This is a genomic window from Streptomyces sp. SPB162, from assembly GCF_029504575.1.
GTDB lineage: Bacteria > Actinomycetota > Actinomycetes > Streptomycetales > Streptomycetaceae > Actinacidiphila.
Genome location: NZ_JAQFII010000001.1, coordinates 1,576,387 through 1,592,454, shown reverse-complemented (window position 1 = coordinate 1,592,454; position 16,068 = coordinate 1,576,387). Strand labels below are relative to the sequence as shown.

Sequence of the window (16,068 nt, the reverse complement as noted above, 5' to 3'; positions counted from 1 at the left end):
CTAGGCTGTCGGCATGTCCGAACCGACCGGTGCCGCCCGCCGTCGCGGCCCATTCCAAGTCGGGGACCAGGTCCAGCTCACCGACCCCAAGGGACGCCACTACACGTTCACGCTCGAAGCCGGAAAGCAGTTCCACACCCACAAGGGCGCTTTCCAGCACGACGAGTTGATCGGTAGTCCCGAAGGAAGTGTTGTCCGTACCACGGGGAACGTCGCCTACCTTGCGCTGCGCCCCCTGCTCCCCGACTATGTCCTGTCCATGCCACGCGGTGCCGCAGTGGTCTACCCCAAGGACGCGGGGCAGATCCTGTCGATGGCCGACATCTTCCCCGGCGCCCGGGTCGTCGAAGCGGGAGTCGGGTCGGGATCGCTCAGCACCTTCCTGCTGCGCGCCGTCGGCGACCAGGGCATGCTGCACTCCTACGAGCGCCGTGCCGACTTCGCGGAGATCGCCACCCAGAACGTCCAGCGCTACTTCGGCGGAGAACACCCCGCCTGGCAGCTGACCGTCGGCGACCTCCAGGACAACCTGTCCGACGCCGACGTCGACCGCGTCATCCTGGACATGCTCGCCCCGTGGGAATGCCTCGACGCCGTCTCCAAGGCGCTCGTCCCGGGCGGCATCCTGTGCTGCTACGTCGCCACCACCACGCAGATGGCCCGCACCGTCGAGTCCATCCGTGAGCACGGCACGTTCAACGAGCCCGCGGCCTGGGAGACCATGGTCCGCAACTGGCACGTCGAGGGTCTCGCGGTACGTCCCGACCACCGCATGATCGGGCACACCGGCTTCCTGCTCACCGCCCGCCGGCTCGCCGACGGTGTCGAGCCGCCGATGCGCCGCCGCCGCCCCTCCAAGGGTTCGTACGGCGAGGACTACACCGGCCCCGGCAGCGAGAGCGGGAGCAAGCGCGCGTCCGCCGACGCACCCGCGGCCGTCGAGGCACCCGCCGTCGAGGCTCCCGCCGTCGTCGCGCCGGCCGTCGACGCGCCGGCCGCCCCCGAGGCGCCCGCCGAGTAGTACCGGCCACGCCCCGCCCAGAGCACCGGAGGCGCCGGTGCCGGAACCCCCGCGAGGGTTTCCGGCACCGGCGCCTCCCGCGTTCGCGCCGCGCCGGCATCCCCTCCGCACCCGCGGTTCCACCGGAGTGTGACGTGTGGCACCATGCTGGCCACCCCCTCGAACGAACTCCCCAGGAGCCAGGCGAGTGCAGCCCTCCGCAGGACCGGCCCATCCGCACACCCGCGCCCGCCCGGCGCACTGGATCTCCACCGCCGCGCTGCTCGGCGCGGTCATCGGCGCCGGGGCCCTCGTCCAGCCCGCCGACGCTTCCCCCGACACCTCCTCGCGCGCCTCGGAGGCGCCCGCAGGACTCGCCCCGGACCCCAGCACGGCCCCGTACCCGCTCGACTGCGCGGGAGCCCCCGTGGTGGTCGTCAGCCGCGCCTCAGGCGACCTGGACCAGGACGGCCGGCCCGAGACGGTCGCCGTCGTGCACTGCCCGGCCGAGGCGGGCACCCCGCCCACCGGCGTCTACGTGCTGGCGGCCGGCGCGGCCCCCGGCAGCCCGCCGCGCGTCGTGGCCACCCTGGTCGACCCGGCGGAGGAGCGCGGCATCATCGGCTTCGGACTCCAGGGACGCACCATCCGGGCGACCGTCCTCGGGTACTCCAGCGACACCACCCCGCGCTGCTGCCCGGACCAGAAGCGCGCGTACACCTGGCAATGGCGGTCCGGGCGGTACTACGCCACCCCGGGCGCGCTCGCGAACAGCGTCTGAGCCGGCACCGGCCCCCCGGAACCCGGCGTCCCCGGCCCTTCCGGCCGGTGCCGTCAGGCGGCGTCCGGGCCGAACACCTCGACCCGGTCGGCGACGCGGCGGACGTGGATGCAGTCGCCGGGGCACTCCTTGGCCGAATCCACCACATCGGTGAGCATCGTCAGCGGCACCGGGGCCGTGGCGCCCGGGGCCTGCCGTAGCTCGTCGTCGTGGCCCTTGACGTACGCCAGCCCGTCGATGTCGAGCTCGAACACCTCCGGCGCGTACTGCACACAGATCCCGTCGCCGGTGCACAAGTCCTGGTCGATCCAGACTTCCAGCTCCTGCGCGCCGGCCTCGGACACGTCACTCACGGGGTACCTCGCCTGCCGTTCATGGATCGGCCCGCGCACGGACCGCAACAGTCCCTGACGGGTGTTGACCGAACCGACGATACAACCGGCCGCTTTCCGATGTTGATCCGTGGGTATCACCCCTGGCGTGAGGACGTACGCAAGGGTGAAGATCGGACACACCCCGACCGTCTTTGTGATCTAGGGGTTTCAACCCCCACCGGCCCAGGTAGGGTCTGGAAACGTCCAGCTCCCCTTGGAGGAGGTGAGGACCGTGGCGGCCCACGACGACGACATCACCCGTGGCGGCCGACCCGCTCGTGGTTCAGAAGACACCGCGAGCCAGGTCGCCTTTCTTGAGCAGGAAATCGCCGTCCTGCGACGTAAGCTCGCCGACTCTCCGCGTCACACGAGGATTCTCGAAGAGCGGATCGTCGAGCTGCAGACCAATCTGGCAGGCGTGTCCGCTCAGAACGAGCGGTTCGCGAACACTCTCCGCGAGGCCCGCGACCAGATCGTGGCCCTCAAGGAAGAAGTGGACAGGCTCGCGCAGCCTCCTGCCGGTTTCGGCGTCTTTCTGCAGGCGAACGAGGACGGAACGGCGGACATCTTCACCGGCGGCCGAAAGCTGCGGGTGAACGTCAGCCCCTCCGTCGACCAGGAAGACCTCCGACGAGGTCAGGAACTCATGCTCAACGAAGCGCTCAACGTGGTGGAGGCCATGAAGTACGAGCGCATCGGCGACATCGTCACCCTCAAGGAGATCCTCGAGGACGGCGAACGAGCCCTGGTGGTCGGACACACCGACGAGGAGAGGGTGGTGTGGCTCGCCGAGCCACTCCTGGACGGCGCTCTCCGCGTAGGCGACGCACTCCTGCTGGAGCCCCGCTCCGGCTACGTGTACGAGAGGGTCCCCAAGAGCGAGGTCGAGGACCTCGTACTCGAAGAGGTCCCTGACATCGACTACAAGCAGATCGGCGGCCTCGCCGGTCAGATCGAGCAGATCCGGGACGCGGTCGAACTCCCCTACCTGCACGCGGATCTGTTCAAGGAGTACTCGCTGCGCCCGCCCAAGGGCGTGCTGCTCTACGGCCCCCCCGGCTGCGGAAAGACCCTCATCGCCAAGGCAGTGGCCAACTCCCTTGCCAAGAAGGTCGCCGAAGTCACCGGGAAGCCACAGGGGAAGAGCTACTTCCTGAACATCAAGGGTCCCGAACTGCTCAACAAGTACGTCGGTGAGACCGAGCGTCAGATCCGCCTGGTCTTCCAGCGAGCCAGGGAGAAGGCGAGCGAGGGCACCCCCGTCATCGTCTTCTTCGACGAGATGGAATCCCTCTTCCGCACCCGCGGATCCGGTGTCAGCTCGGACGTGGAGAACACCATCGTCCCCCAGCTGCTCGCCGAGATCGACGGGGTGGAGGGCCTGGAGAACGTCATCGTCATCGGCGCCTCCAACCGCGAGGACATGATCGACCCGGCGATCCTGCGGCCCGGCCGTCTGGACGTCAAGATCAAGATCGAGCGGCCGGACGCCGAGGCGGCCAAGGACATCTTCTCGAAGTACCTCGTTCCGACACTCCCGCTCCACAGCGAGGACCTGTCGGAGCACGGCGGATCGAAGGCCGGCACGGTCGAGGCCATGATCCAGGCCGTCGTCGAGCGGATGTACACCGAAACGGAGGAGAACCGCTTCCTGGAGGTCACGTACGCCAACGGTGACAAGGAGGTCCTGTACTTCAAGGACTTCAACTCCGGAGCGATGATCCAGAACATCGTGGACCGGGCCAAGAAGATGGCGATCAAGGCCTTCCTCGACCACGACCAGCGCGGTCTTCGCGTCGCCCACCTGCTCGCCGCCTGCGTCGACGAGTTCAAGGAGAACGAGGACCTGCCCAACACCACCAACCCCGACGACTGGGCCCGCATCTCCGGCAAGAAGGGCGAGCGGATCGTGTTCATCCGCACGCTCGTCACCGGAAAACAGGGCGCGGACACCGGCCGCTCCATCGACACCGTGGCCAACACCGGGCAGTACCTGTAAAGCAGACCTCCGGCTGCGGGCGCCCCGACCGGGTTCCCGCAGCCGGAGTGTTTGTCCACAGGTAGGCCAGGACCGGAGCAATGAGTGAAATGATCTCCCCACCGCCGCCATCGCGTTCTAGGCTCTTCCGTACCGCGCCCTGCAGTGCGGCTCAGGGAACAGCAGTCGCGCTCGGGCCATATGCGCAGCGGTACTTGAGCGTCAGCCCCAGCACGGGGTGGCGCCGGGCAAGGAGGGCCGCATGACCGTACGGCGAGTAATGGGTATCGAAACGGAGTACGGAATCTCCGTTCCCGGCCACCCGAACGCCAATGCCATGCTCACCTCGTCCCAGATCGTCAACGCCTACGCGGCGGCGATGCACCGGGCGCGGCGCGCCCGCTGGGACTTCGAGGAAGAGAACCCGCTACGTGACGCCCGGGGCTTCGACCTCGCCCGCGACACGGCGGACTCGAGCCAGCTCACCGACGAGGACATCGGCTTGGCCAATGTCATCCTCACCAACGGCGCACGGCTCTACGTCGACCACGCCCACCCGGAGTACTCCTCACCCGAGGTCACCAACCCGCTCGACGCCGTCCTGTGGGACAAGGCGGGCGAGCGCATCATGGCCGAGGCGGCCGAAAGGGCCGCGCAGCTCCCGGGCGCGCAGCCGATCCACCTGTACAAGAACAACACGGACAACAAGGGCGCGTCCTACGGCACCCACGAGAACTACCTGATGAAGCGGGAGACCCCCTTCTCGGACATCGTGCGCCACCTGACGCCGTTCTTCGTCTCGCGCCAGGTCGTCACCGGCGCCGGCCGCGTCGGCCTCGGGCAGGACGGCCACGAGGACGGCTTCCAGCTCAGCCAGCGCGCCGACTACTTCGAGGTCGAGGTCGGCCTCGAGACCACCCTGAAGCGCCCCATCATCAACACCCGCGACGAGCCGCACGCGGACGCGGAGAAGTACCGCCGTCTGCACGTCATCATCGGGGACGCCAACCTCTCCGAGATCTCCACGTACCTCAAACTCGGCACCACCGCACTCGTGCTGTCGATGATCGAGGACGGCTTCATCAAGGTGGACCTGGCCGTGGACCAGCCGGTGCGCACCCTGCACCAGGTCAGCCACGACCCCACGCTGCAACACCTCGTCACGCTCCGCAGCGGGCGGACCCTCACCGCCGTACAACTCCAGATGGAGTACTTCGACCTGGCCCGCAAGTACGTCGAGGAACGTTTCGGCGTCGACGCGGACGACCAGACGAAGGATGTCCTGAGCCGGTGGGAGGACGTCCTGAACCGGCTGGAGAACGACCCGATGAGCCTGTCGGGCGAGTTGGACTGGGTCGCCAAGCGGGAACTGCTGGAGGGCTATCGGCGCCGCGACGGCCTGGAGTGGGACGCCGCGCGGTTGCACCTCGTGGACCTCCAGTACGCCGACGTACGGCCCGACAAGGGCCTCTACAACCGCCTGGTGGCCCGCGGCCGCATGAAGCGGCTGCTGGACGAGCCGGCGGTCGAGCGCGCCGAGACCAAGCCCCCGGAGGACACCCGCGCGTACTTCCGCGGCCGCTGCCTCGAGCAGTACGCCGACGACGTCGCCGCCGCCTCCTGGGATTCGGTCATCTTCGATCTGCCGGGCCGGGACTCCCTGCAGCGGGTTCCGACCCTGGAGCCGCTGAGGGGCACCCGGAACCACGTCAAGGAGCTCCTCGACCGCTGTCGTACGGCGGAAGATCTGGTCCGCATCCTTTCCGGCGGCTGAAATGGCCCAGAACCGGGAATCAAGCAAGTGAGCGGAAACAGGGCCGATGTCGGACCCGGCTTGTAGGGTCTGATCAAGTAGGAAACGCAACCGAGCGGGGTGAGCGTCATGGCTACGAAGGACACCGACGGCGGACAGCAGAAGGCGACACGCGCCACAGAGGAAGTCGAAGAGGTAGCGCAGGACGCGCAGACCTCCGACGAACTCAAGGAGCGCCACGAGAAGCTCTCCGAGGATGTCGACGACATCCTGGACGAAATCGATGATGTGCTCGAGGCCAATGCTGAGGACTTCGTGAGGTCCTTCGTTCAGAAGGGTGGACAGTAGTCCACGGATATGAACGGAGCGAGCTCAAAGCGATGCTCTCGGTGTAAAAGGACACTGCCGCACGACGCCTTCGCGGGCAATCGATCGACGGAGGATGGTCTCCAGGCGTACTGCCGACACTGCTCAGCTGAGTACTACCGGCAGCGTCAGGAAGCCAAAGGCCCTGCGGTCCGGCCGAAGTTCGCAGTGCCGGAAGGCTCCAAGAGGTGCCCGCAATGCGAAACGATCAAGCCGTTTGCGGATGGGGAACGCAACCGCGCTTCGGCTGATGGCTGGTCCAGCCACTGCGGGCCTTGTCGCGCCGGCCGTAACCGTGAGAGCTACGTCAAGCGGAAGTACGGCATCACCATGGCCGAGCGTGACGAGCTGATCGCCTCTCAGGTGGGCCGGTGCCCGATCTGTCCGGCCGCTTCGGCGGAACATGTGGATCACTGCCACGAGACGGGTAGGGTCCGAGGCGTACTGTGCTTCAACTGCAATTCGGCACTCGGCAAGCTGAGAGATGATCCCGATGCAAGGCGTCGGGCCGTCGCATATCTGGAAGGAAACGTGTGGAAGCCAACACTCGTAGCACAGGGCGTCTACCGGCTGCCTTCCTGACGCCTGGCTCGTCCTCGTTCATCGACTTCCTCGGCGAGCACTCGCCGGACCTGCTGCCGCGCAACCGGAGCCTGCCGCCGCTGCAGGGGGCCATCGAGATCCCGCACGGCACCACCATCGTGGCCGCGACATTTCCCGGTGGGGTGATCCTCGCCGGTGACCGGCGCGCGACGATGGGCAACATCATCGCGCAGCGGGACATCGAGAAGGTCTTCCCAGCCGACGAGTACTCGGCCGTCGGCATCGCCGGCACCGCCGGTCTCGCCGTCGAGATGGTGCGGCTGTTCCAGCTCGAGCTGGAGCACTACGAGAAGATCGAGGGAGCGGTGCTGTCCCTGGACGGCAAGGCGAACCGGCTCTCCACGATGATCCGCGGCAACCTCGGCATGGCGCTCCAGGGGCTGGCCGTCGTCCCGCTGTTCGCCGGATACGACGTGGACCGTGAACGCGGCCGGATCTTCACCTATGACGTGACAGGCGGGCGCTCCGAGGAGCACGGCTTCGCGTCGACCGGGTCGGGTTCGGTCTTCGCCCGGGGTTCGATGAAGAAGCTGTACCGCAAGGACCTGACGGAGGGCCAGGCGGTCACGCTGGTCGTCCAGGCCCTGTACGACGCCGCCGACGACGATTCGGCCACCGGAGGCCCGGATCTGGCGCGGCGCATCTACCCGATCGTCACGGTCATCACCGACGAGGGTTTCCGCAGGCTCACCGACGACGAGTCGTCCGAGGTCGTCAGCGCCATCCACGCGCGACGGCTGGAGCAGCCCGACGGCCCGCGGGCCGAGCTGCTCTGACGGTCCGGCAGGACCGGAAAGCGGAAGACTTCCCTCGCCACTGACAGAAAGGGACGGATAGCCGGTGTCGACGCCGTTCTATGTCTCACCCCAGCAGGCCATGGCCGACCGTGCGGAGTACGCCCGCAAGGGCATCGCGCGTGGCCGCAGCGTCGTCGTGCTGCAGTACACCGACGGCATCGTGTTCGTCGCCGAGAACCCGTCCCGCGCCCTGCACAAGGTCAGCGAGATTTATGACCGGATCGCGTTCGCGGCGGTGGGCAAGTACAACGAATTCGAGAACCTCAGGATCGGTGGCGTGCGCTACGCCGATCTGCGGGGCTACACCTACGATCGTGAGGACGTCACGGCCCGTGGTCTGGCCAACGTCTACGCCCAGACGCTGGGCACCATCTTCTCCAGCGTCGGCGAGAAGCCGTACGAGGTGGAGTTGATCGTCGCGGAGGTCGGCGCGGCCGCCGAGGACGACCAGATCTACCGGCTGCCGCACGACGGCTCGATCGTCGATGAGCACGGCGCGGTGGCGGTCGGCGGCAACTCGGACTCGATCGGCGCGTATCTGGATCAGCGGCACCGCGACGGCATGACGCTCGCGGAGGCGCTGAAACTCGCGGCCGAGTCCCTCGGCCGGGACAGCAACGGCGGGGAACGCACGCTCACCGCCGAGCAGTTGGAGGTCGCGGTGCTGGATCGGACGCGTCCTCAGCAGCGCAAGTTCAAGCGGATCCTGGGCCGTCAGCTGGCCCGCCTCCTGGAGGCGGACAGCGCGGCCACCACGAAGACGGACGACCCCTCGGACGAGGAAGAGGAGTAGGCCCGCGGCCGGCTCCTCCGGCGTACCGTACGCCCGCACCCGTCGCCGGGGTGCGGGCGTACGGCGTTCGGGCACCTGGCTCAGGCCATCGGTGGTCCCGTCGAGCCGCGCACCACGAGGTCGACCGGGAGCACCGTGCGGTCGGCCTCCCGGCCGTCCAGGACGGCCAGGAGGGCTGCCATGCCCCGGCCGCCGATGTCGTCGGCGGGGAGACGGACGGTGGTGAGTTCCGGTTCGACGGCGGTGGCGAGGGCCAGATCGTCGAAGCCGGTTACGGAGACGTCGGCGGGCACCCGCAGGCCCAGGCGGCGGGCGGCCTTGCAGGCACCCGCGGCGAGGATGTCGTCGTCGCAGATCAGGGCGGTGGGCCGGGGGCCGGGGCGGGTAAGGGCGCGTTCGGCGGCGAGCCGCGCGTCCTCGACGCTGTGCGCGGAGCGCTCGGTGTGCAGGACGGTGTCCCCGCTCGCCGCTGAAAGAGTGGTGGCCAGGGTCTCGGCGCGGACGTGGAAGGTCCAGGTGTCGACGGCGGAGGCCAGGTGGGTGAACCGGCGGTGCCCGAGGTCGAGCAGGCAGCGGGCCACCTGGCGCATGCCGTCGGCGACGTCGAAGTTGACGGTGGCGGCGGCGCCGGACGCGGCGGGGTCGCTGTCGAGCATGACGAGCGGGAGGTCGCCGCCGCCGATGGCGTCGAGCGCGTCGGCGGCCATCGAGGACGCGATGACGCCGTCGAGGGGCGCGCGGGCGGAGCCGAAGGGGTCGCGGGCCGGGCCGACGCCGTCGGGGGAGGGGTAGAGCACGACGCCGAAGCCGTGCTCGGCGGCGACGCGGGCGGCGCCGGTGTAGACGCGGGCGAAGTACTCGTTGGTCAGGGCCGGGACGACCAGCAGGGCGGTCCGGGTGCGGCCGAGGCGGAGGTTGCGGGCGGCCAGGTTCGGCCGGTAGCCGAGGGCCAGGGCGGCCGCGCGGACCGCTTCCGCCGTGCGCTCGGAGACCCGGCCGCGTGACTTGTCGCCCAGGACCAGCGAGACGGTCGCCTGCGACACACCCGCGGCCCGCGCCACGTCCCGTGAGGTGGGGCGTGCGGTTTCGGTCACTCCGGGCATCCTTCCAGTCCCCGCGGATGGACCCGCGGCCTGCGGTCATGGTACGTATGACGCTCTAGTTATACGTAACACTTCGGCGGTTGTCCGGGGGAGAGGGGCCGGCATGGCGGCGGGGTACGGGGATCTTCTGCGGACGCGGTACGCGGGGCGGCTGCTGGCGGGCACGCTGGTCGGCCGGCTGCCCAACGCGACGGCCGCGCTGTGCATCGTGCTGCTCACCCGTTCGCAGGGCGGCAGCTACTCGCTCGCCGGCTCGCTGGGTGCGCTCTACGGCCTGGGCACGGCCGTCGGCCAGCCGCTGCTGGGACGGATCGTCGACCGGTACGGCCAGCCGCGGGTGATGCTGCCCGCGGCCGTGCTGTCGGCGGCGGGCATGGCGCTGTTCGCCCTGGTCGGCCCCGACCCGCTGCCGGTGGCCTGTGCCGCGATGGCCGTCGCCGGGCTGTTCACCCCGCCGCTGGAGGGCGGGCTGCGCGCCCTGTGGCCCGGGGTGCTGAGGAGCGAGGACCGGCTGCACGCCGCCTACGCCCTGGACGCCGCCGCCCAGGAGCTGCTGTTCACGATCGGCCCGGTGCTTGTCACCGGGCTGGTGGCGGCGGCCTCCGAGGCCGCCGCGGTGCTGTGGATCGCCGCGGTCGGCGTTCTGGGGGCGCTGGGTGTCGTCACGGCGCGGCCGTCCCGCGAGTGGCGGGCGGAGCCGCGGGCGGCCGACTGGCTCGGGCCGCTGCGCGCGCCGGGGCTGCGGGCGCTGATCGCCTGCCTGTTCTTCGTCGGGGTGGCGCTCGGCTCGATCGCGGTCGCCGCGGTCGCGTACGGGGACGTGCACGGCGGCGGCATGGTCGACGGCTATCTGCTGTCGGCGCTCGGTCTCGGCGCGCTCATCGGCGGTGTGACGTACGGCGCCAGGGCACCTGCAGCGGGCACGCCGGAGCGCCGGCTGCGGCTGCTGACCGTCGGACTCGCGGTCTGCTACGCGCCGTTGGCGCTCGTCCCCGGGGTCGTCGCGATGACGGTCCTGGCGGGGCTCGCCGGGGTGTTCCTGGCGCCGGTGCTGGCCTGCGCGTTCGTGGTGGTGGACCGGCACGCGCCGAGCGGCACGGTGACCGAGGCGTTCTCCTGGCTGGTGACCGCGATCGGCGTCGGCGCCTCGCTGGGAACGGCGGCGGCGGGACCGGCCGCGCAGTTCGGCGGGGTCACCGCCGGATTCGCCGTCGCGGCGGGCGGCGGGTTCGCCGCGCTGGCGGTGCTGGTCGCGACCAGCCGATTCCTCGCGTCCCCAAACCTGAAAACCGAGTTGGAAAAAGATCGAATCGGAGGCGTCGAACCCGGTTTCAGCACCACGCATCAGGCGTAATGTTCAGTCATGGACCGCCGCATTTTCGGGCTGGAGAACGAGTACGGCGTCACATGCACGTTCAGGGGGCAGCGGCGTCTGTCTCCTGACGAGGTGGCGCGGTACCTCTTCCGCCGTGTCGTGTCATGGGGCCGGAGCAGCAATGTCTTCCTGCGCAACGGCGCCCGCCTGTACCTCGATGTCGGCTCGCACCCGGAGTACGCCACTCCGGAGTGTGACAATCTGACCGAGCTGGTCACCCATGACAAGGCCGGTGAACGCATCCTCGAAGGCCTTCTGGTGGACGCCGAACGGCGTCTGCACGAAGAGGGCATCGCCGGCGATGTCTATCTGTTCAAGAACAACACCGACTCCGCGGGAAACTCCTACGGATGCCACGAGAATTACCTCGTCGCGCGGCACGGCGAGTTCTCGCGCCTTGCCGACATCCTCATTCCGTTCCTGGTCACCCGACAGATGATCTGCGGCGCGGGCAAGGTGTTGCAGACGCCGCGCGGTGCGGTGTTCTGCGTCAGTCAGCGCGCGGAGCACATCTGGGAGGGCGTCAGCTCGGCGACCACCCGTTCCCGTCCCATCATCAACACCCGTGACGAACCGCACGCGGACGCGGAGCGCTACCGGCGGCTGCACGTCATCGTCGGCGACTCGAACATGTCCGAGACGACCATGCTGCTGAAGGTCGGCGCCACCGACCTCGTGCTGCGCATGATCGAGGCGGGCATCGTGATGCGGGACCTGACCCTGGAGAACCCGATCCGGGCGATCCGCGAGGTCAGCCATGACATCACCGGCCGCCGCAAGGTGCGGCTGGCCACCGGCCGCGAGGCGTCCGCCCTGGAGATCCAGGAGGAGTACTACTCCAAGGCCGTCGACTTCTGCGAGCGCCGCGGAATCCGCTCCGGTGTGATCGAGCAGGTGCTGGAGCTGTGGGGCCGCGCGCTGGAGTCGATCGGCAGCGGTGACCTGTCGGCGATCGGCACCGAGATCGACTGGGTGATGAAGTACCAGCTGATCGAGCGCTACCGGAACCGGGACAACATCACGATGTCCCACCCGCGCGTCGCCCAACTCGACCTCGCGTACCACGACATCCACCGCCGCCGGGGGCTGTACTACCTGCTGGAGAAGAAGGGCCAGGCCAAGCGGATCTGCAGCGATCTGAAGATCTTCGAGGCGAAGTCGGTTCCCCCGCAGACCACTCGGGCCAGGCTGCGCGGCGACTTCATCCGCCGGGCGCAGGAGCAGCGGCGGGATTTCACGGTCGACTGGGTGCATCTGAAGCTCAACGACCAGGCGCAGCGCACGGTGCTGTGCAAAGACCCCTTCCGATCGGTTGACGACCGGGTGGAGAAGCTGATCGCCGGAATGTGACCTGCGCGAAACCCGGCGGGAATGCGTCACAGCTCACCGACAGGCCCCGTACGTCTTCGTACGGGGCCTGTCGCACGCCTTAGAGTGGCGCGAAACGCCAGTGCCAACCGAGATCTGAGGATTACGTGCGCCGACTTGCCGCTCTGCTCGTCGTTCCCGCGCTGCTGCTCGCTGCAGGGTGCGGTGGCGACAAGGGCTCCGACTCCGATTCCGCTGCTTTCAAGTCCTCGATGGGGCTGCCATCCATCACGGCCGGGGCGAAGGTCGGTGAGAAACCGACCATCGCCAAGGGTGAGGGGAATCCGCCCAAGGATCTGAAGGTCGAGGTCGTCAGCAAGGGCAGCGGCGCGAAGACCGCCAAGGGCCAGAAGATCGAGGTCAACTACCTCGGCCAGGTCTGGGGCTCGGACAAGCCCTTCGACAACAGCTTCGACCGGAAGCAGCCGTTCGCGCTGACGCTCGGCGCGGGCGGTGTCATCCCGGGCTGGGACCAGGGTCTGCAGGGCCAGAACGTCGGCAGCCGCGTGATGCTGTCGATCCCGCCCTCCCTCGGCTACGGGGCCCAGGGGCAGGGCGACATCCCGGCCAATTCCACGCTGGTGTTCGTCGTGGACATCCTCAAGGCCAGCACGCCGCCGCCGGTGCTGAAGACGGCCAAGGGCACCGAGGTCAAGCAGGACGACGCGAAGCTGCCGAAGGTCGGTACGAACACCGACGGCAAGGCGCCGACCGTCACGATCCCCAAGGTGGACCCGCCGAAGGCGCTGGTCTCGAACTACATCATCGAGGGCACCGGACCCGTCGTGAAGGCCACCGACGGTATCGTCATCCAGTACGTGGGGTACGTGTGGAAGGACGGCAAGAAGTTCGACGACGGCTACGCCACCGGTAAGACGACGCCGATCACGGCGCTGAACCAGCTGCAGATCAAGGGCCTGGCGAACGGCGTGGCCGGGAAGAAGGTCGGCAGCCGGCTGCTGCTCGTCCTGCCTCCGTCCGAGGGCTTCGGCGCCACCGCGCAGCAGGGTGTCCCGGCGAACTCGACCGTGGTCTTCTCGCTGGACATCCTCGGGCTTCTGTAAGACTGTCCCAGTTGTCCGCAACGTATCGAGGAGTTACCGCAGTGAGCATCGAGAAGCCCGAGATCGACTTCCCCGCAGGCGAGCCGCCGGCCGACCTTGAGATCAAGGAGATCTGGGAGGGCACCGGCGAGGAGGCCAAGGCGGGTCAGAACGTCAGCGTCCACTACGTCGGCGTCTCGTTCAGCACGGGCGAGGAGTTCGACGCCAGCTGGAACCGCGGTTCCGCGTTCACCTTCCCGCTCGGTGGCGGCCGCGTCATCAAGGGCTGGGACCAGGGCGTGCAGGGTATGAAGGTCGGCGGCCGTCGCCAGCTGACCATCCCCGCGCACCTCGCCTACGGCAACCAGAGCCCCACCCCGGCGATCAAGCCGGGCGAGACTCTGATCTTCGTCGTGGACCTGATTTCGGTCTGAGCAGGTGCGAAGCGAGGGCCCACGCCGGCAGGCGTGGGCCCTCGCTTTTGCGGTGGCTCCCCGGAGCGGTACGGTCGTCGATCGAGAGCTGAAGACGAAGGGTGCGCGATGGCGATTGCCAAGGCCGAGCGACTGATGAACCTGGCGCTGTGCCTGATGAACACCCGGCGTCCCGTCAGCAAGCGGGAACTGCGCGAGTCGATCGAGGCCTATCACGAGATAGGTTCCGACGACGCGTTCAACCGGATGTTCGAGCGCGACAAGGACGACCTGCGCGAACTCGGACTCATCATCGAGACCGTGGAGAGCGTCGACGGCGATGTGGGGTATCTGGCCCGCCGCGACCGCAACCGGCTGCCCGAGATCGCGCTGGACGCCGAGGAGGCCGCGGCGCTGAGCCTGGCGGCCAAGGTGTGGCAGCAGGCCCGGCTCGCCGAGGCGGCCAGTGGCGCGCTGCAGAAACTCCGGGCCGCGGGCGTTCCGTTCGAGGACACCCAGAGCGCGCTGGAGCCGCGGATCCCGACCCCGGAGCCGGCGTTCGAGCCCTTGATGGTCGCGACGCGCGAGCGTCGGGCCGTCTCCTTCGACTACCGCAAGGCGAACGCGGTGCGCCCCGAGTCCCGGCAGGTCGAGCCGTGGGCCCTGGAGTGCTGGCGCGGCCACTGGTACCTGGCCGGCTGGGACCGTGACCGCGGCGCGGTCCGGGTCTTCCGGCTCTCGCGCATCTCCGGCAAGGTCCGCTCCCGCGGTGGTGCCTTCGGCGCCCCGGTCCCCGACCACGTGGACGTGCGCGCCGCCGTCGCGAGCTGGGCCGGCGAGGGCGCGACCGCGACCGCCCGGATCCGGCTGCGCCGCGACTCGGGCTATCCGCTGCGGGCCAAGGCCGTGACCTCCGAGCCGATCGACGCCGTCTGGGACGAACTGGAGATCCCGTACGGGCACGGACTCGACGCCTGGCTGGTGGAGTTCGGCCCCGACGTGGTGGTCCTGGAACCCGCCGAACTGCGGGCCGATGTGGTGGACCGGCTGCGTGCCGTGGCCAAGGACTGACGGGACTTCACGACATGGCGAACGCGATCGACCAGACCCGGCGGATGCTCTCCCTGGTGACCTACCTGCGCGAGCGGCCCGGCGCCCGCGTCACCGACGTGGCCCGCGCCTTCGGGGTCACCGAGGCCGAGCTGATCGGCGACCTGAACGTGTTGCCGCTGTGCGGTACGAGCTTCCGCGGCGGTGACCTGCTCGACATCGACACCGACGGCGAGCGCATCTGGTGGCACAACGTCGACGACGTGGCGCAGCCGCTGCGGCTGGCCGCCGACGAGGCCACGGCGCTGCTCGTGGCCGCGCGGGCGGTGGCGAACCTGCCGGGGCTGCGCGACAGCGACCGGCAGGCGCTGCTGCGCGCGACGGCGAAGCTGGAGACCGCGGCGGGCGAGGTGGCGGCCGCCAGTTCGCAGCTGTCGGTGACGTTCGAGTCCGAGGGCAGCGTCTTCGCCGATGTGGACCGGGCCATCGCCGAGCGGCGCCGGGTGTGGATCCGCTACTACTCGCCCGCCAGGGACGCGCTCACCGAGCGTGAGGTGGACCCGATCCGGCTCTTCGCGGTCGGCCACACCTACTTCGAGGGCTGGTGCCGGCTGTCGGAGGACCGCAGGACCTTCCGGCTCGACCGGGTCGCGGAGATCAAGCTGCTCGACGAGCCGTCGGACCCGCCGCGCATCGAGCCGCGGGACCTCTCCCTCGGCCTGGTGCAGCCGGCGGGCGACGACCCGGAGGTCGTCATCGAGGTGGGGCCCGGCGGCCGCTGGGTCGCCGAGTACTACCCGTACGACAGCGCCGACGAGCTGCCCGACGGGGGCCTGCGGATCAGCCTGCGCACCCCGGACCCCGGTTCGCTGCGCCGGCTCGCGCTGCGGCTGGGCCGCGACGGCCGGATCGTCTCGCCGGCCGACCTCGCGGACCGGGCGCGCGAAGCGGCCGTGCTGGCCCTGGCGGCGTACGGAGAATAGGGAGTGACGATGACGGGGGCAGCGACCTCGATGATGACGGCCCGCGCGCCGTCCCCGGTGCTCTTCAAGGCCGCGTGCCCGGACTGTCGCGGCCGTTTCGAGCTGGGGTCGCAGGAGCTGCGGCTGGCGATAGGCCGCACCCACCGGACCACGTTCTACTCCTTCACCTGCCCGGAGTGCGGGCAGGCGGTCCGCAAGCCCGCGGGGGAGCGGATCATCGAGCTGCTCACCGGCGGCGGGGTGCGCACCATGCGCCTGCACATCTGCTGAGCCGGTAGGGTCGGTGCC

17 protein-coding genes are annotated in these 16,068 nt (G+C 69.4%); 15 read left to right on the top strand and 2 right to left on the bottom strand.

All coding sequences use genetic code 11. From position 1 onward, the window contains the following. The first annotated feature begins 13 nt into the window (after nucleotides 1-13). Both M2266_RS07435 and M2266_RS07430 read left to right on the top strand, forming a co-directional pair. Entirely contained in the window at nucleotides 14-1,021 is a 1,008-nt protein-coding gene (locus tag M2266_RS07435; protein ID WP_277437437.1) for a tRNA (adenine-N1)-methyltransferase, read from the top strand. Nucleotides 1,022-1,208: 187 nt separating this feature from the next. Then, the gene (locus tag M2266_RS07430; RefSeq protein WP_277437436.1) at nucleotides 1,209-1,781 is read left to right on the top strand and encodes a hypothetical protein; all 573 of its coding nucleotides are present in this window, start codon (nucleotides 1,209-1,211) and stop codon (nucleotides 1,779-1,781) included. Nucleotides 1,782-1,834: 53 nt separating this feature from the next. Here M2266_RS07430 and M2266_RS07425 read toward each other — a convergent pair whose 3' ends face one another. Continuing rightward, on the bottom strand, nucleotides 1,835-2,134 hold the full coding sequence (locus M2266_RS07425; protein WP_277437435.1) for a ferredoxin: 300 nt from the start codon (nucleotides 2,132-2,134) through the stop codon (nucleotides 1,835-1,837). Between the two features lie 253 nt (nucleotides 2,135-2,387). On the opposite strand from M2266_RS07425, the gene arc reads away from it, so the two are divergent. The 6 genes from arc to prcA all read left to right on the top strand — a co-directional run bounded on the left by arc (nucleotide 2,388) and on the right by prcA (nucleotide 8,445). Next, entirely contained in the window at nucleotides 2,388-4,154 is a 1,767-nt protein-coding gene (gene arc, locus M2266_RS07420) for a proteasome ATPase (RefSeq protein ID WP_277437434.1), read from the top strand. A gap of 241 nt (nucleotides 4,155-4,395) precedes the next feature. Beyond that, nucleotides 4,396-5,907 carry a depupylase/deamidase Dop gene (gene dop / locus M2266_RS07415; protein ID WP_277437433.1) on the top strand — a complete coding sequence of 504 codons (1,512 nt, stop codon included), beginning with the start codon at nucleotides 4,396-4,398 and terminating at the stop codon, nucleotides 5,905-5,907. 108 nt (nucleotides 5,908-6,015) lie between these two features. After that, nucleotides 6,016-6,234 (top strand): ubiquitin-like protein Pup, encoded by a 219-nt coding sequence (locus M2266_RS07410; RefSeq protein WP_277437432.1) that lies wholly within the window; start codon nucleotides 6,016-6,018, stop codon nucleotides 6,232-6,234. A 9-nt stretch (nucleotides 6,235-6,243) separates the two neighbouring features. Further along, nucleotides 6,244-6,834, top strand: a complete 591-nt coding sequence (locus M2266_RS07405) for an endonuclease VII domain-containing protein (protein WP_277437431.1) — start codon at nucleotides 6,244-6,246, stop codon at nucleotides 6,832-6,834. After that, on the top strand, nucleotides 6,786-7,631 hold the full coding sequence (prcB, locus tag M2266_RS07400) for a proteasome subunit beta (protein ID WP_277437430.1): 846 nt from the start codon (nucleotides 6,786-6,788) through the stop codon (nucleotides 7,629-7,631). Before M2266_RS07405 ends, prcB begins: the two co-directional genes overlap by 49 nt. A gap of 64 nt (nucleotides 7,632-7,695) precedes the next feature. Further along, complete coding sequence (prcA, locus tag M2266_RS07395; RefSeq protein ID WP_138354815.1) at nucleotides 7,696-8,445, top strand: proteasome subunit alpha; 750 nt, start codon at nucleotides 7,696-7,698, stop codon at nucleotides 8,443-8,445. A gap of 80 nt (nucleotides 8,446-8,525) precedes the next feature. Here prcA and M2266_RS07390 read toward each other — a convergent pair whose 3' ends face one another. Further along, nucleotides 8,526-9,539, bottom strand: coding sequence for a LacI family DNA-binding transcriptional regulator (locus tag M2266_RS07390; protein ID WP_277437429.1), 1,014 nt, complete (start codon nucleotides 9,537-9,539; stop codon nucleotides 8,526-8,528). A gap of 112 nt (nucleotides 9,540-9,651) precedes the next feature. Between M2266_RS07390 and M2266_RS07385 the strand changes: the two genes are divergently transcribed. The 7 genes from M2266_RS07385 to M2266_RS07355 all read left to right on the top strand — a co-directional run bounded on the left by M2266_RS07385 (nucleotide 9,652) and on the right by M2266_RS07355 (nucleotide 16,050). After that, nucleotides 9,652-10,902: an MFS transporter gene (locus M2266_RS07385; RefSeq protein WP_277437428.1), complete on the top strand. Its 1,251-nt coding sequence runs from the start codon at nucleotides 9,652-9,654 to the stop codon at nucleotides 10,900-10,902. 9 nt (nucleotides 10,903-10,911) lie between these two features. Continuing rightward, nucleotides 10,912-12,273, top strand: a complete 1,362-nt coding sequence (pafA, locus tag M2266_RS07380) for a Pup--protein ligase (RefSeq protein ID WP_277437427.1) — start codon at nucleotides 10,912-10,914, stop codon at nucleotides 12,271-12,273. A 125-nt stretch (nucleotides 12,274-12,398) separates the two neighbouring features. Next, complete coding sequence (locus tag M2266_RS07375) at nucleotides 12,399-13,355, top strand: FKBP-type peptidyl-prolyl cis-trans isomerase (protein WP_277437426.1); 957 nt, start codon at nucleotides 12,399-12,401, stop codon at nucleotides 13,353-13,355. 41 nt (nucleotides 13,356-13,396) lie between these two features. Beyond that, on the top strand, nucleotides 13,397-13,768 hold the full coding sequence (locus M2266_RS07370; protein ID WP_250975090.1) for an FKBP-type peptidyl-prolyl cis-trans isomerase: 372 nt from the start codon (nucleotides 13,397-13,399) through the stop codon (nucleotides 13,766-13,768). 108 nt (nucleotides 13,769-13,876) lie between these two features. Further along, nucleotides 13,877-14,818 carry a WYL domain-containing protein gene (locus M2266_RS07365; RefSeq protein ID WP_277437425.1) on the top strand — a complete coding sequence of 314 codons (942 nt, stop codon included), beginning with the start codon at nucleotides 13,877-13,879 and terminating at the stop codon, nucleotides 14,816-14,818. Between the two features lie 14 nt (nucleotides 14,819-14,832). Then, a complete protein-coding gene (locus M2266_RS07360) occupies nucleotides 14,833-15,780 on the top strand; it encodes a WYL domain-containing protein (RefSeq protein ID WP_277437424.1) in 948 nt (315 codons plus the stop codon). A 9-nt stretch (nucleotides 15,781-15,789) separates the two neighbouring features. Continuing rightward, nucleotides 15,790-16,050 (top strand): hypothetical protein, encoded by a 261-nt coding sequence (locus M2266_RS07355; protein WP_277437423.1) that lies wholly within the window; start codon nucleotides 15,790-15,792, stop codon nucleotides 16,048-16,050. Nucleotides 16,051-16,068: the final 18 nt, after the last annotated feature.

Bases quoted from the DNA above. Each gene is read 5' to 3' on its own strand.
- M2266_RS07355 (WP_277437423.1), top strand. From the start codon at position 15,790: ATGACGGGGGCAGCGACCTCGATGATGACGGCCCGCGCGCCGTCCCCG.
- M2266_RS07365 (WP_277437425.1), top strand. From the start codon at position 13,877: ATGGCGATTGCCAAGGCCGAGCGACTGATGAACCTGGCGCTGTGCCTG.
- M2266_RS07435 (WP_277437437.1), top strand. From the start codon at position 14: ATGTCCGAACCGACCGGTGCCGCCCGCCGTCGCGGCCCATTCCAAGTC.
- M2266_RS07405 (WP_277437431.1), top strand. From the start codon at position 6,244: ATGAACGGAGCGAGCTCAAAGCGATGCTCTCGGTGTAAAAGGACACTG.
- pafA (WP_277437427.1), top strand. From the start codon at position 10,912: ATGGACCGCCGCATTTTCGGGCTGGAGAACGAGTACGGCGTCACATGC.
- M2266_RS07360 (WP_277437424.1), top strand. From the start codon at position 14,833: ATGGCGAACGCGATCGACCAGACCCGGCGGATGCTCTCCCTGGTGACC.
- M2266_RS07410 (WP_277437432.1), top strand. From the start codon at position 6,016: ATGGCTACGAAGGACACCGACGGCGGACAGCAGAAGGCGACACGCGCC.
- dop (WP_277437433.1), top strand. From the start codon at position 4,396: ATGACCGTACGGCGAGTAATGGGTATCGAAACGGAGTACGGAATCTCC.
- M2266_RS07385 (WP_277437428.1), top strand. From the start codon at position 9,652: ATGGCGGCGGGGTACGGGGATCTTCTGCGGACGCGGTACGCGGGGCGG.